Source organism: Bradyrhizobium sp. USDA 3364, from assembly GCF_054056355.1.
This window is the reverse complement of the sequence record NZ_JBSRYG010000002.1, coordinates 715,780-728,921: the sequence shown is the minus strand read 5'-3', so window position 1 is coordinate 728,921 and position 13,142 is coordinate 715,780. Positions and strand designations below refer to the sequence as shown.

At 61.2% G+C, this 13,142-nt stretch carries 13 protein-coding genes and 1 pseudogene; 12 read left to right on the top strand and 2 right to left on the bottom strand.

Annotation, left to right across the window (positions count from 1 at the left end; translation table 11 throughout):
• Positions 1-110: 110 nt before the first annotated feature.
• On the bottom strand, positions 111-338 hold the full coding sequence (locus ACVILL_RS03710) for a hypothetical protein (protein ID WP_456727907.1): 228 nt from the start codon (positions 336-338) through the stop codon (positions 111-113).
• A gap of 513 nt (positions 339-851) precedes the next feature.
• Between ACVILL_RS03710 and ACVILL_RS03705 the strand changes: the two genes are divergently transcribed.
• The 4 genes from ACVILL_RS03705 (at position 852) to ACVILL_RS03690 (ending at position 3,567) form a co-directional block, all read left to right on the top strand.
• The gene (locus tag ACVILL_RS03705) at positions 852-1,130 is read left to right on the top strand and encodes a helix-turn-helix transcriptional regulator (RefSeq protein ID WP_083992262.1); all 279 of its coding nucleotides are present in this window, start codon (positions 852-854) and stop codon (positions 1,128-1,130) included.
• Positions 1,131-1,720: 590 nt separating this feature from the next.
• The gene (locus tag ACVILL_RS03700; RefSeq protein ID WP_456727906.1) at positions 1,721-2,185 is read left to right on the top strand and encodes a DUF2840 domain-containing protein; all 465 of its coding nucleotides are present in this window, start codon (positions 1,721-1,723) and stop codon (positions 2,183-2,185) included.
• Positions 2,182-2,694 carry a S26 family signal peptidase gene (locus ACVILL_RS03695; protein WP_456727905.1) on the top strand — a complete coding sequence of 171 codons (513 nt, stop codon included), beginning with the start codon at positions 2,182-2,184 and terminating at the stop codon, positions 2,692-2,694. The genes ACVILL_RS03700 and ACVILL_RS03695 overlap by 4 nt, the downstream gene beginning before the upstream one ends.
• A gap of 345 nt (positions 2,695-3,039) precedes the next feature.
• Positions 3,040-3,567 carry a lytic transglycosylase domain-containing protein gene (locus ACVILL_RS03690; RefSeq protein ID WP_456727904.1) on the top strand — a complete coding sequence of 176 codons (528 nt, stop codon included), beginning with the start codon at positions 3,040-3,042 and terminating at the stop codon, positions 3,565-3,567.
• Between the two features lie 144 nt (positions 3,568-3,711).
• Here the strand turns inward: ACVILL_RS03690 and ACVILL_RS03685 are convergent, their stop codons facing one another.
• Positions 3,712-3,936 (bottom strand): hypothetical protein, encoded by a 225-nt coding sequence (locus tag ACVILL_RS03685; RefSeq protein ID WP_456727903.1) that lies wholly within the window; start codon positions 3,934-3,936, stop codon positions 3,712-3,714.
• A 208-nt stretch (positions 3,937-4,144) separates the two neighbouring features.
• Between ACVILL_RS03685 and ACVILL_RS03680 the strand changes: the two genes are divergently transcribed.
• The 8 genes and pseudogenes from ACVILL_RS03680 to ACVILL_RS03645 all read left to right on the top strand — a co-directional run bounded on the left by ACVILL_RS03680 (position 4,145) and on the right by ACVILL_RS03645 (position 13,140).
• Complete coding sequence (locus tag ACVILL_RS03680) at positions 4,145-4,942, top strand: IS110 family transposase (protein WP_456727902.1); 798 nt, start codon at positions 4,145-4,147, stop codon at positions 4,940-4,942.
• 793 nt (positions 4,943-5,735) lie between these two features.
• Positions 5,736-7,500: pseudogene (locus tag ACVILL_RS03675) on the top strand (relaxase/mobilization nuclease domain-containing protein).
• A 37-nt stretch (positions 7,501-7,537) separates the two neighbouring features.
• Positions 7,538-9,526, top strand: coding sequence for a conjugal transfer protein TraG (locus tag ACVILL_RS03670; RefSeq protein WP_456727901.1), 1,989 nt, complete (start codon positions 7,538-7,540; stop codon positions 9,524-9,526).
• Positions 9,527-9,532: 6 nt separating this feature from the next.
• The gene (locus tag ACVILL_RS03665) at positions 9,533-9,958 is read left to right on the top strand and encodes a CopG family transcriptional regulator (RefSeq protein WP_456727900.1); all 426 of its coding nucleotides are present in this window, start codon (positions 9,533-9,535) and stop codon (positions 9,956-9,958) included.
• A 132-nt stretch (positions 9,959-10,090) separates the two neighbouring features.
• The gene (locus ACVILL_RS03660; RefSeq protein ID WP_456727899.1) at positions 10,091-11,419 is read left to right on the top strand and encodes an MFS transporter; all 1,329 of its coding nucleotides are present in this window, start codon (positions 10,091-10,093) and stop codon (positions 11,417-11,419) included.
• 215 nt (positions 11,420-11,634) lie between these two features.
• Positions 11,635-12,549 (top strand): P-type conjugative transfer ATPase TrbB, encoded by a 915-nt coding sequence (trbB, locus tag ACVILL_RS03655; protein ID WP_456734155.1) that lies wholly within the window; start codon positions 11,635-11,637, stop codon positions 12,547-12,549.
• 55 nt (positions 12,550-12,604) lie between these two features.
• The gene (locus ACVILL_RS03650) at positions 12,605-12,877 is read left to right on the top strand and encodes a TrbC/VirB2 family protein (RefSeq protein WP_244486413.1); all 273 of its coding nucleotides are present in this window, start codon (positions 12,605-12,607) and stop codon (positions 12,875-12,877) included.
• Positions 12,877-13,140, top strand: a complete 264-nt coding sequence (locus ACVILL_RS03645; RefSeq protein ID WP_456727898.1) for a VirB3 family type IV secretion system protein — start codon at positions 12,877-12,879, stop codon at positions 13,138-13,140. The genes ACVILL_RS03650 and ACVILL_RS03645 overlap by 1 nt, the downstream gene beginning before the upstream one ends.
• The last annotated feature ends 2 nt before the right edge of the window (positions 13,141-13,142 follow it).

Here is a 13,142-nt window from a genome sequence, read left to right as displayed (position 1 = left end):
TCCTATGCGGTAGGCCCACGAGCCGACGATAGATAGTATTATTTTACCCCCAATTCACGCCGGTGTCGGCCTGGAGTTTCGGACCTGGGCAGCCGCCCGCGCTCTGGCTTTCACACCGGCAGACTCGCTGAAGTGTCTGTCAATCTGAGTGAAGGGCCATCTGCTTCCGTCAGGATTCGATCGATTGGCAAGTCGATGCCAGGGCACGGGGGTCGATCCAGGCGGATCATTTCAATTTTGAGCAAGAAATAGCAGCCGAGCGTCACCGCACGCGGAGCCTCACTCTTGATTCCGAGCATGACCGTGCCACGGACCAGCGGAAGATATTGCTCGATCATCTCAGGCACCGCCGGAGCGCTTCTGTGGACCGCGAGAATTTCGCTCCAGCTTCTGCGCATCGCATCAAGGATGCTGCGGAACGCAAGCTTTCGGATATCCAGCGATTATGGAAGCGTGACCGACGTCTAGGCCCACTTCGCGACATAGCGTGTCAGATAGCCGACGCTCCCATAGCGGCAGCTCGCCCTCCGCAACGAGTTGCGGATGTCCGAGCGCCCGCCGCGCATTGCTGCCGATGGCGTCTATCGAATCATCGCCGGAGCGCTGCTCGGCAAAAAATGCATTCCGACCGCGCTTAGAAGACACCGGCCCTCGCAATTGAACGATCCGAGGGGACGGAGCGTCGCTCTGATAGATCGGCGGCTATTGTTCCGCGGCGAGCGCCTTCGATGGGGGTATCGAAAATCACCGCATCATCTTCGGCATCCCCCTTAGCACCTCTACTCCGCGATCGTGGCAGTCGACGCGCGGCGAACCTCGTACGCGCTCCAAAGGAGCTCGGAGCTTTTCAAATGTCCGATCCGAACACGGATAAGCCGCCGCGTTACTTACGCACGTCCGAAGCCGCGCGCTTCTTGAGTTTGTCCGGCCGCACGTTGGAGAAACACCGAACCTACGGAACCGGTCCCGAGTATCACAAGATTGGCGGGCGTGTGGTCTATTCAGTAGCTGACCTGACAGCATGGGCCAAACTCGGCAAGAAGAAGTCGACCTCGGATCCTGGTGTCGGCACCGTACTGCCCGCAAAGCGGCGTGCGCCAATTCCCTATGCGGGCAAAGAGCGGCGCTAGGCCATGTCCGTTAGCAAATCCTCAGCGTACCGCCGCCGGTGTCGCGGCGCACTTCAGACCCTTTTTCCCGGCGAGCTAAGGGCCCCCGAGACGCGGCTTGAAATTGTCGGGAATGCTCGACAGGATCGTGATGGCCGACTTGTGCGGCATCGCCCGCGTCAGTTCGTCGCCGCATTTGGTGGTGCTCCCGATGCGACCGGTTTGCCCGGATTTATGGCGCCGTGGCGCCAATCCGAAATCGGCCCGGACGTTGGTCGATTTCCCAGATCGTCTCGGATCCAGCGACACGTCGAACCCTGCGTGCAAGTCCATCCTTCGACTTCGTCGCCGACGGCTGGAATGCGCGGCGCGCCTCAGCCGCGAATCGTTGCGCGGCAACGTCGCCGTAGCGTGGCATGCAAGGGGGCACCACCCAGTACTGCTGCTAGCCATAAATACTTGGGCTTCTTCCTGGCGGACCAGGCCTCAATATTCATGGGAACTGACTGGCAACGTCAGGCCGCCAGGCCTGCTCACCTTCAGAAGAGGCACACGCGCTTCGCTCAGCCCAAAGCAAACCGTTCCCGATTCGAGCGTCAGGGGGCGGCGGCATGAACGATCTCACGGAAGTGGAAGTCTTGTGGCTCGAGAAGCGTATCGAAAACCGCATTCGGTTCGGTCGTATTGTCAAGGAACGAAAGCTTGATCGTCACCGGCGTGTCCTATCATTTGCACCGGGCAGCATCTTTGCCTTCGTCCGTTGGACATCCAACGACTTTGGCACGATCATCTCGCGGATTGACATCTTGCGCGCGGTCGCACCGGGACAGCGCTGCTCGACCGTCCCCTATGTGAGGCCCGGCGGAGAGATCGTGCTGCGGCTCTCTGGCTGGCCGAAGGTCGAGCGCGTGTTGCAGATAATCGATGCCGTCGAGGCGCTTGGAATCGATCCGGCTGACGTCGCACCAGATCATTGGCATCACGTTCATAACCGTCTGTCCGTCAACGAAAACCCGCGTCCATACACCAAAACACGCCACCAGGCCTGGCTCCATCGTCGCAGAGTGATGCGATGACGAGCCGCCTGATGACGCTGACCACGACGTTTGCGGTGGCTGCCGCGCTCATCGCGACGATCGTCCTTGAGCCGCTTCCACTCTACATTTGGAATGCATCGGCAAGCGTGCCAATCGGTCTCTACAGCTTACGACCCACGAAGCGCTTCCATGTCACCGAGCTGGTCGCCGTTCAACCGCCGGAGCCGCTTGCGACCTTCCTCGATTTGAACGGCTATCTGCCGGTCGGCGTCCCCATGCTTAAGCGGATCTTGGCACTGCCCGGGCAGACGGTCTGCAGAAGCGGGCGGACGATTTTGGTGGATGATGTTGCGGTGGGCGAGACGAAAGATCGCGACGGACGCCGCCGGCCGCTGCCCAAATGGCAGGGCTGCCGCGTCGTCGGCAACGGCGAGCTTTTTCTCATGAATTGGCAGTCGGACGACTCCATGGACGGCCGATATTTTGGATTTCTTCCGGCGTCGGCGGTGATTGGCTGTGCGCTCCCGGTCTGGACCTGGGAGGAGTGACCGTGCGTGTTCTACGTGTTCACCCCCGGCTGGATCGGTTGCGGGACCATTCCTCCGACCCAGCCAACACTCGCAAGCCTGGCGCACCCGGCGGTGGTCCAAATGGCCGGCGCGAAGCGGCTTTACCCTGGACGGGCGCGAGCACGACAGCAGACTTGGCTCGGTCAGGTGTGTCTGTTGTCGTGTCGCTGCTGCTTGCTCTGACCGCATCGGACACTACCGCTCTGGCCCAAAAACGGGTCCGCTGCGCTCCCAGCGATCTGTCGAACCACCCACACGCTTTCGGCCTCCATCGAAGAAGCCTCACAACGCTTTGCGATCCCGGCGCGGTGGATATGCTCGGTTTTGAGCATCGAAACTGCTGGAGATATGCACGCCAAGTCGCCCAAGGGCGCGATGGGACTGATGCAGATCATGCCGGCGACCTGGGCGGAACTGCGCCAACGCTATGATCTAGGGAATGATCCGTACGATCCGCGTGACAACATTCTGGCCGGCACGGCGTATCTCCGTGAATTGCTCGACCGCTACGGTTCGCGTGGCGCTTTTGCTGCGTACAACGCGGGACCAACTCGCTACGAAGAACATCTCGCGGGAGCACCTTTACCTGACGAGACGCGAGCATACGTGGCAAAGCTTGCAAATTTGCTTGGCATTCAACTGCCGCCGACGTGTACCGCGAGCTGGAGGTCATCAGCAGCCGCGACGCTGTTCGTTGAACGAGCTGAGCTGATGGAAATCCGCGGTAGGCCGACATCGTTCGCGCTCTCGCGCTGCGCGACGATTGCAATCTCGTCGCCCGATGTCTCGCAGTTGGCCCCCAGGCGTACTGGCGTTTTTGTAGCTCGATCGGGCTCGAGGGTGCTGCGATGATCTGCAATGGCGTGCTTCAGCAAGCAATCAGCGGAGGAGCGAGAGCAGTGGGCAGGCACGACGCATGCGTCCGGGGCTGCAGATGACGTCATGTCTTGACGAGACTAGCGGCCTCGGCCGGCATTGCATCGACTCGGCGAGCTCCTACTCTGTGCGGGGCCCTGCCATGGCAGATGCCGCTTTCGCGATCACTGCTTCGGCGCGCTCGATCGCGGCGCGGAAGTCCTCGCTCTTCCAAGTATCAACCGAATGGCCGTCATCGTACGACTCGTCTGCGGCGTCTCGCGCGCGTGAGACCATCTCGCGAAGCACCGCAATGGCTTCGGAGAGCAGGTTGGCATTCAACTCATCGCGGGAAGACCGCGTCACCTCTTTAGACTCACCGCATCGCAATTGTGAACCTTCAGGCAACGTCAGCGCAATAAATGACTATTGCGATTGCCTACGGAACTTGATGGCAGAGCGGCCCTTCAAATCGGGCTTCGATAAACCGGTGCACAGGGATAGCCGCTGCGTGGGCGAATCCGGTAGCCCGGTGCAACGACTTAGCTGGTCGTTGCCACATAGGAGAGCTCCGATGCGGCTTTTCGTTGGGTCTGGCATCGGTCTTGAGGAGACCAGTCTTTGCATCGTCGATGGCGAGGGTCTCGCCGTTCGCGAGGTCAACATTATGATCGAGGCAGCTGCGATCTCTTCCGCAGTAGAGGGTTGCGCGGATCGCCTAGAGAGAGCGGGGGGCGAGGCGTCATCGCTTGGCACCTGGCTGCATCGCGAACTGCAGACAGCGGGGCTCCCGATCATTGTCGTCGAAGCGCGTCACATGTGCGTTTCGCTGTCGACAATGCGTAACAAGACCGACCAGAATGACGCGCGTGGCATCGGGCGGATGATGCGGTTGGGCTGGTATCGCGCCGTTCATGTCAAGAACATCGACATGCAGAAGATGTGTACGCTGCTCACCAGCCGAAGGCTGCTCAAGCGCAAACTAATCGACCTCGAGAACCACATTCGTGGTGCGCTGCGGGCCTATGCTGTGCTCGTTCGAACGATCGCCCGTGGCGCCTTTGAGGCCCGCGTCAGCGAGCTTTTCGAGCGCAGCGATCCGATCTTCGTAATGGCCATCGGGACCATGTTGGATGTGCGTCGCGCCATCCTGGAGGGGGACGACTGGCTGCACCGTGTGCTGCTCCAGGTCGTCCAGTGTGATGATGTGTGGCGGCGCCTGATGACGGTTTCTGGCGTCGGTCCCGTCGCGGCCGCCCTGTCGTTCAAGGTCGGCGTCGATGATCCCTGGCGCTTTGCCAGATCGGGAACGGTAGGCGAGCATTTTTGGTTCGGCGCCGCGGCGGCAACGGTCCGGCATGTCGATCGATAACGAAGGGCGCATCAGCTCGCCGTGGGCGAGGCGGCCGCAAGCCTGCTGCTGCCGGTCAGGAAATGGTCGGTACCGCGAGCGTGGCGCCTGCGGATCGCCAAACGGTCGAGCATGCTGTGCGCGATCATTGCCGTCGCGTGCAAGCTCGCAAGCATTCTGTACCGAATGTGGGTCAGCGAGTCCGGTTTCCACGTTGGTTTTGGCGCCAAAGTCACCCAGCGGCTGCGGTGGAAACCTGCACGTTAACCGCGGTGCAGGCGACAATGGATTAGCGCTGAGTTTGCGCCCGGCATATTGAGGAGAAACGAAATTAGAGATCCGCGCGCGCGGTGAGCGTCGCCTGGCGGGGCCGCGAAACGGGGAATGTCCGCTATCTCTTGCCTGCTCGCGCCCTTAGGGGACGAGAGCGCAAAACTGCCTGGGCAGCCCTCTTTACGAACCTGGTGAAGAGCATGCGACGGCCGAGGTGCTGAACGCAAAGGAACGCATGGACCCGCCTGGTGAATGCCATTGCAACGCGGTGTGTGGTGACGTTTGCGTGTTGTCGATGCAGGGAGTCTGTCATGGCCGAAGTGCGAAGAGTCGAAGAAAAGCGTAGGAATGAGTTGACTTTGCCCGCCCGATTAGGAAGGCGAGATAAAAGGGGCTCGCCGGTCGAACCACAAGCCATTGACATGGCTTGGGTTCCGGCGTGCCGGTCGGTCGGGGCGCGTGCCGCGCCAAAGACTTTTCCCAGGACATTCAAACAAGTTTTCGGCACCGTAGGTTTCGCTGCGTTCTTCGAGGCCTGGTCATGACGGCAGGCGATAGCAACCTGCGAATTCGGCCTGGGCGCATCCGCGGTACACGCGCGCCGAAGCCCAAGAGCTTCATCAACCAGGTGCTGCGGGCGGCGAAGAAAGCCGGACACACCTCGGGTCACACCGTAGCCGGCAGGCGTTCGCCGGCCCATGGACGCTCGACGTTTGGCCGTGGTCGGTTCGCCTTTAGCCGCGCCAGATTGTTCAGCTCGACGAGGCGCGTTGTGCTGAAAGCGCGCGTGGTCCGGCACAAAGGGCGAGCCTTCCGTTCAGCACCACTGACCGCCCACCTCTCGTATCTGAAGCGCGACGGCGTGACCCGGAGTGGTGAGTGGGCCGAGATGTTTGATGCTGGCAGCGACCGTGCTGATGGCCTGGCTTTCGCAGAACGGTGCACGGACGACCGGCATCATTTCCGCTTCATCGTCTCGCCAGAGGATGCCGGCGACATGACCGACCTGAAGGCCTTTGTTCGCGATCTCGTTAGGCAGATGGAGACCGATCTCGGCACGCGGCTCGATTGGGTTGCTATCGATCATTGGAACACCGACAACCCTCACGTCCACCTTCTCGTTCGGGGAGTAGATGTGGAGGGGGCGGATCTCGTGATCTCCCGCGACTACATCAGCCAAGGCCTGCGCTCCCGCGCCGAGGAACTGGTCGCCTGCGAATTGGGTCCAAAATCGGAGCACGAGATCCGCAATTCGCTAGAGAGGGAAGTCACAGCGGAACGATGGACGCGGCTCGATCGGGAGATCCGGCTGGCGGCCGATGAGACCGGCACTATCGATCTTCGCCCGGAGAATTCCGGCAAGTCCGATCCCGAGATCCGGCGCCTGATGGTCGGTCGCCTTCAACACCTGGAGAAGATGGGTCTTGCTGCACCCGCCTCGCCGGGGGAGTGGATGGTCGGGCTCGAGGCCGAGCGCAATCTTCGCGACCTCGGCATGCGTGGTGATATCATCAAGACCATGCACCGCGCCTTTACCAACCGCGGGGAAGCGCGCGGCGTTGCCGACTACGTCATCGAAGGCGAACAGCCGACGTCCCAGCTTGTCGGACGCCTGGTCGACCGGGGACTGCATGACGAACTGACCGGCGAGGCCTATGCCCTGATCGATGGAATAGACGGACGCGCGCATCACGTGCGCTTCCGAGGACTCGAAGCTTTCGACCACGCACCCCCCGATCGGCGGAATCGTCGAAGTCCGACGCTTCGGTCAAGCCGACGACCCGCGTCCCACCCTGGTGCTCGCGACCCGTTCAGATCTCGATCTTGGTGAGCAGGTCACCGCGAAGGGGGCAACCTGGCTCGACTACCGGCTGGTCGAGCGCGACCCCATGCCGCTCGCCATGGGAGGATTTGGGCGTGAGACCCGCGACGCCATGGAAGCCCGTACCGAGCATCTGATCCAGGAGGGCCTAGCGCGGCGGCAGGGTCAACGCATTATCTTGCAGCGCGACCTCCTGAACACGTTGCGCCGGCGCGAACTGGACGAGGCTGCCGCAAAAGTCTCGGCCGACATCCGCCTACCACAAGTAAAGGCTGACTCCGGGGAGCATGTGGCGGGCACGTATCGCCAGCGGCTGACGCTAGCCTCGGGACGCTTCGCCATGATCGATAATGGGTTGGGCTTTCAGCTGGTGCCCTGGTCGCGCGAACTCGAAAAGAAGCTTGGCCAACACGTCACCGGCGTCGTGAAGGACGGTGGGGGCATCGAATGGGGCTTTGGTCGGAAGCGTGACCTCGGTCTCTAGCAATCTCTCCAATCAAGTTGCGGAAGGGACGTTCGGAATGTCCGGAACCAAAATCCTCTGGGGACAGGTGATCGTTGTCGGCCTGATCGTTCTGCTGGCCATCTGGGGAGCAACAGAGTGGACGGCTTGGCGGCTCGCCTATCAACCGGAGCTTGGCCGGCCCTGGTTCGAACTGTTGGGCCTCAAGATCTATTACCCACCGATCTTCTTTTGGTGGTGGTTCGTCTACGATGCTTATGCGCCTCAGGTCTTTGTCGAGGGAGCCTTCATCGCCGCGTCCGGGACCTTCGTTTCGATCGCGGCGGCGATCGGCATGTCCGTGTGGCGTGCGCGTGAAGCCAAGAACGTCGAGACCTATGGCTCGGCGCGCTGGGCTGATGCGGAAGAGGTTCGAGCGGCGGGACTTCTTGGTCCGGACGGTGTGGTGCTCGGCGAACTCGACCGCGACTACCTCCGTCATGACGGACCGGAGCACGTGCTATGTTTCGCGCCCACCCGGTCCGGCAAAGGCGTTGGTCTCGTCGTTCCCTCTCTTCTTGCATGGCCGGGTTCGGCCATCGTGCACGACATCAAGGGCGAGAACTGGCAACTGACCGCCGGCTTCCGCTCGCGGCATGGCCGCGTCCTGTTGTTCGACCCCACCAACCCAAAGTCATCAGCTTACAATCCGCTCCTCGAAGTCCGACGCGGGGAATGGGAGGTTCGAGACGTCCAGAATGTGGCCGACGTCCTGGTCGACCCCGAAGGCTCGCTCGACAAGCGGAACCACTGGGAGAAGACCAGTCATTCGCTCCTGGTCGGCGCCATACTCCATGTTCTCTATGCTGAGGCAGACAAGACCTTGGCCGGCGTCGCAGCTTTCCTATCCGATCCGAAGCGGCCGATCGAGGCCACGTTAAAGGCGATGATGACCAGCCGGCACCTTGGCGAGCATGGTGCCCATCCCGTGGTCGCCTCAACTGCGCGCGAACTCCTCAACAAATCCGAGAACGAACGTTCAGGCGTCCTGTCCACCGCGATGTCGTTCCTCGGCCTTTACCGCGATCCCGTCGTGGCCCAGGTGACCTGTCGCTGCGACTGGCGGATTGCCGATCTGATCGCAGATAGCCGACCGGCGACGCTTTACCTTGTGGTGCCACCTTCCGATATCTCGCGAACCAAACCATTGATTCGTCTGGTGCTGAATCAGATCGGCCGGCGCCTAACTGAGGACTTACACGCCCGCGATCGCCGGCATCGCGTTCTGATGATGCTCGACGAGTTCCCGGCACTCGGACGGCTTGATTTCTTCGAGTCCGCGCTGGCCTTCATGGCGGGATACGGCATCAAGAGTTTCTTGATCGCGCAATCGCTCAATCAGATCGAGAAGGCCTACGGCCCCAACAACGCCATTCTCGACAATTGTCACGTCCGCGTCAGCTTCGCGACCAACGACGAGCGGACGGCCAAAAGGGTGTCCGACGCGCTGGGTACGGCGACCGAGATGCGGGCGATGAAGAATTACGCCGGGCACAGGTTGAACCCATGGCTGGGGCACCTCATGGTCTCGCGCCAGGAGACGGCGAGGCCGCTATTGACCCCCGGCGAAGTCATGCAGCTTCCACCGATGGACGAGATCGTCATGGTGGCGGGCACGCCGCCGATCCGGGCGAAGAAGGTCCGCTACTACGAGGATCAGCGATTTACCGAGCGTGTCTTACCACCGCCCGATCCGGCGGCATCAGGTCAGTCATCGCGAATGGATGGATGGTCAACACTTGGAACTCTGAAGCCGACGCGAGGTCCAACTGACAAAGCCGCGGAGGCCGAGGAAGATGCAGCGAACAGCGGGCTCCGTCGTGAGCCCGAACTCCCCGATCACGTCGCGATCGCTAAGGAGACGACTGAACCGACGCCGGCAGAGGAATTTGCGGCCGTTCTTGACGACGACGAGGATGCCATCCGTCAGTCCCGGTTCATACGCCAGCAGATGCGCGGTGTCGCCCGTCAAGTCGCCATGGACCCGAATGACGGTATGGAGCTCTGAGGTAATATGCGCGACCGGATGAACGTCTACTTCCCACCGGAGATTCTGAAACAGATCTCGGAGCTCGCCGATCGCAAGAAGCTTTGCCGGTCTGCGATCGTAGAGGCGGCGGTTGCTTCGTTTCTATCGCCGGACGGCGCGGACAGGCGGGAGGCAGCATTTACCCGTCGGCTGGATCGACTGTCGCGTCAGATGCAGAGACTGGAGCGCGACGTTGGTTTGACAGCCGAGACCTTGGCCCTCTTCATTCGCTTCTGGCTGACGATCACGCCGCCGCTACCTAACGACGCGCAGGCGGCCGCGCAGGCAAAGGGTCGGGAGCGCTTTGAAGGATTTGTCGAGGCGCTCGGGCGCCGTTTGCAGAAGGGGCAAAACTTTCTGCGCGAGATTCCAGAAGATATTCGCCGACAGGAACCCGCCGAAGAAACCTGATTGAACCATGTAGAAAGATCATTTCGCCGGTCCTTCTTTTTCTACCCCAGCCTACGACCGCAGCGATTTAGCCGAACTGATAAAAGCTGGATGCGCTATCGGCTCGAGCGAGCGGAGAGCAGAGGGGCCAGCATGCAAATCTCAACAGCATGGCGTCGAATCGCGCGCGTTTTTCTCCCCTTTGCTGCTGGGTACTATCTCTCGTATCTGTTTCGAACGATCAACGCTCTGATCGCAAGCCCTCTCAGCTCGGATACCGGGGTTGGGGCTGCCGATCTCGGGTTGCTTACGTCAGTCTATTTTCTTGTTTTCGCAGCGGCTCAGATCCCCATCGGTATTCTATTGGACCGCTTTGGTCCGCGTCGCGTCCAGAGCGTTTTGCTGTTGCTCGCAGCAGTCGGCGCCGGACTATTCGCGGTATCGACCGGCTTCCTATCCCTTTTGATCGCGCGCGCAATGATCGGGCTTGGTGTCGCGGCGTCGCTCACGGCAGGACTGAAGTCGATCGTCCTTTGGTTCCCGAGGGAGCGAGTTGCCTTGCTTAACGGCTACATGGTCATGCTGGGCTCGCTAGGAGCGGTGACCGCTACGGCTCCCGTCGAATACCTGCTCGCCTGGATGGGCTGGCGGCAGCTCTTTGACATCATGGCCCTCGCGACCGGTGCGACAGCTATTCTCATCTACGTCGTGGTGCCTGAACGAGGAGTGGCCCCATCAACAGCGGCCGCTTCCCTGAGCTCCGTCTTCAGCGATCGGCGCTTTTGGCGAATGGCACCGTTGTCGGCGACTTGCGTTGGATCGTCCTGGTCCCTGCAGGGATTGTGGGCATCGCCGTGGCTGACAGACGTCGAGGGGTTTGACCGTTCAAGTCTTGTCAGGCAACTGTTCATAATGTCGATCATGCTTGGCGGCGGTGCCTGGTTGTTCGGCATGACGGTCCATCGCATCAAACGAAGGGGAATCGGGGCGGAAACGGTATTAACGATCGTTGCAGTCTTGCTTATCGCAGCCGAGCTGGCCTTGATCCTGCGAGCGCCTCTGCCGTCCATTTTTCCTTGGTCCGTTGTCGCAATTGCCGGAACGGCGACCGTGGTCAGTTTTGCGGTAATAGCGGATTACTTTCCGCCTGAGCTTGCTGGTCGTGCCAATGGCACTTTGAACGTCTTGCACTTTGGCTGGGCCTTTCTGGCACAATCTGCAACAGGCCTGATCCTAGAGCAATGGGCGAGGAACGATGGCCATAGGCCCGTCCAAGCCTATCAAGTCGCTTTTGGTCTCAACGTAGTACTCCAGATCGCGACGCTGGTCTGGTTCGCGCTGCCCTGGCGCCGATCCATCGCTTCGTGGATAAGTTCAATCCTCTTCTTCAGGCCGGCTGACATTCGCTGCACTGTCGAGTCAGTTGGGTTGTATGAGGACGCGGTCATCCTCTTGCCCGCGAATGACGATGTGGAGTGGTAAGCAAGCCACTCCCAGCGAACCGTCACCTTGAGTATCAATTCTCAGACTTTCTTTTTCTACGCTAGTCCACGATCGCTGAAGCTGCTTGTTGCGCCAAGTCCATCGGTGCCTTTTCTAATCATCCCATCTTAGGCGCCCCGTAGGCGCCTCGTTTAGTGGGGGCGGCGGTGGCAATTCATTCCATTCAATCGGAAGCGAATTCGCGCGGCGCGCGAATGCTGCGCAGCGCGCTTGGCTCTGCGATTGCCGGCTACCTCGAAGACAAGGCGATCATCGAGGTGATGCTCAATCCGGATGGGCGGTTGTGGGTCGACCGGTTGTCGAATGGCCTGATCGACACAGGCGAAACTTTGTCGGCGGCAGACGGCGAGCGCATTGTTCGCCTGGTAGCGCACCACGTAGGTGCGGAGGTGCATGCCGGCTCGCCGCGGGTCTCGGCCGAATTGCCTGGGACAGGCGAGCGCTTCGAAGGGCTGTTGCCTCCGGTCGTTGCGGCACCGGCCTTTGCTATCCGCAAGCCGGCCGTGGCGGTGTTCACGCTCGACGACTACGTCGCCAGGGGGATCATGACCTCGGAGCAGGCGAGGAATCTGAGGGACGCGGTCGCGGCACGGAAGAACATCCTCGTCGCCGGCGGGACATCGACCGGCAAGACAACCTTGACGAACGCGCTGCTGGCCGAGGTCGCGAAGAGCTCCGATCGGGTCGTGCTGATCGAAGATACGCGCGAGCTCCAATGTAAGGCGCCTAATCTCGTAGCCTTGCGGACCAAAGATGGGGTGGCCACGCTTTCCGACCTGGTTCGCTCATCGCTACGATTGCGCCCGGATCGCATTCCGGTTGGCGAGGTTCGCGGTGCCGAAGCGCTCGACCTGCTCAAGGCCTGGGGCACCGGTCACCCCGGTGGCATCGGGACTATCCATGCGGGCAGCGCGCTCGGCGCGCTGCGGCGACTCGAGCAACTCATCCAGGAAGCCGTCATCACGGTTCCGCGCGCCCTGATCGCGGAGACCATCAACCTCGTTGTCGTGCTTGCGGGGCGCGGCGGTGACCGTCGCCTCGCTGAACTCGCCATCGTCACCGGGCTCGGGGCCGCCGGTGACTACAACCTTTCATCAGCAGGAGACTGACATGCGCCCGCAATTTCGTTTTCTTCGAGATGTCGCTTCACTGACCACGTCCGGGATGGTTCTTTTGGCGTCAGCACCGGCGTGGGCTGCCGGCTCGAATATGCCGTGGGAGCAGCCACTCAATCAGATATTGCAGTCGGTGGAGGGGCCTGTCGCCAAGATCATCGCCGTCATCATCATCGTCGTGACCGGGCTCACGCTCGCGTTCGGCGACTCGTCGGGTGGTTTCCGCAGACTGATCCAGATCGTGTTTGGTCTGTCGATCGCGTTTGCCGCCTCGAGCTTCTTCCTGTCGTTCTTCTCCTTCGGCGGGGGCGTGGTGATCTGATGGATGAACAGGTCGCAGGCTTTGTCGTGCCCGTTCACCGTGCCCTGACCGATCCGATCCTGATGGGCGGCGCGCCGCGGTCGGTCGCGATTGTCAACGGCACGCTTGCGGCAGCCTTGGGGCTTGGACTGCGGCTCTGGATCGCGGGTCTCGTCCTCTGGTTCATCGGCCACATGGCCGCCGTCTGGGCCGCCAAGCGCGACCCCGCCTTCGTCGATGTCGTGCGCCGACATCTGCGAATTCCCGGCCATCTCAACACCTGAGC

Bases quoted from the DNA above. Each gene is read 5' to 3' on its own strand.
- ACVILL_RS03670 (WP_456727901.1), top strand. From the start codon at position 7,538: ATGTCCGGAACCAAAATCCTCTGGGGACAGGTGATCGTTGTCGGCCTG.
- ACVILL_RS03650 (WP_244486413.1), top strand. From the start codon at position 12,605: ATGGTTCTTTTGGCGTCAGCACCGGCGTGGGCTGCCGGCTCGAATATG.
- ACVILL_RS03705 (WP_083992262.1), top strand. From the start codon at position 852: ATGTCCGATCCGAACACGGATAAGCCGCCGCGTTACTTACGCACGTCC.
- ACVILL_RS03695 (WP_456727905.1), top strand. From the start codon at position 2,182: ATGACGAGCCGCCTGATGACGCTGACCACGACGTTTGCGGTGGCTGCC.
- ACVILL_RS03700 (WP_456727906.1), top strand. From the start codon at position 1,721: ATGAACGATCTCACGGAAGTGGAAGTCTTGTGGCTCGAGAAGCGTATC.
- ACVILL_RS03665 (WP_456727900.1), top strand. From the start codon at position 9,533: ATGCGCGACCGGATGAACGTCTACTTCCCACCGGAGATTCTGAAACAG.
- trbB (WP_456734155.1), top strand. From the start codon at position 11,635: ATGCTGCGCAGCGCGCTTGGCTCTGCGATTGCCGGCTACCTCGAAGAC.
- ACVILL_RS03710 (WP_456727907.1), bottom strand. From the start codon at position 338: ATGATCGAGCAATATCTTCCGCTGGTCCGTGGCACGGTCATGCTCGGA.
- ACVILL_RS03660 (WP_456727899.1), top strand. From the start codon at position 10,091: ATGCAAATCTCAACAGCATGGCGTCGAATCGCGCGCGTTTTTCTCCCC.
- ACVILL_RS03645 (WP_456727898.1), top strand. From the start codon at position 12,877: ATGGATGAACAGGTCGCAGGCTTTGTCGTGCCCGTTCACCGTGCCCTG.
- ACVILL_RS03680 (WP_456727902.1), top strand. From the start codon at position 4,145: ATGCGGCTTTTCGTTGGGTCTGGCATCGGTCTTGAGGAGACCAGTCTT.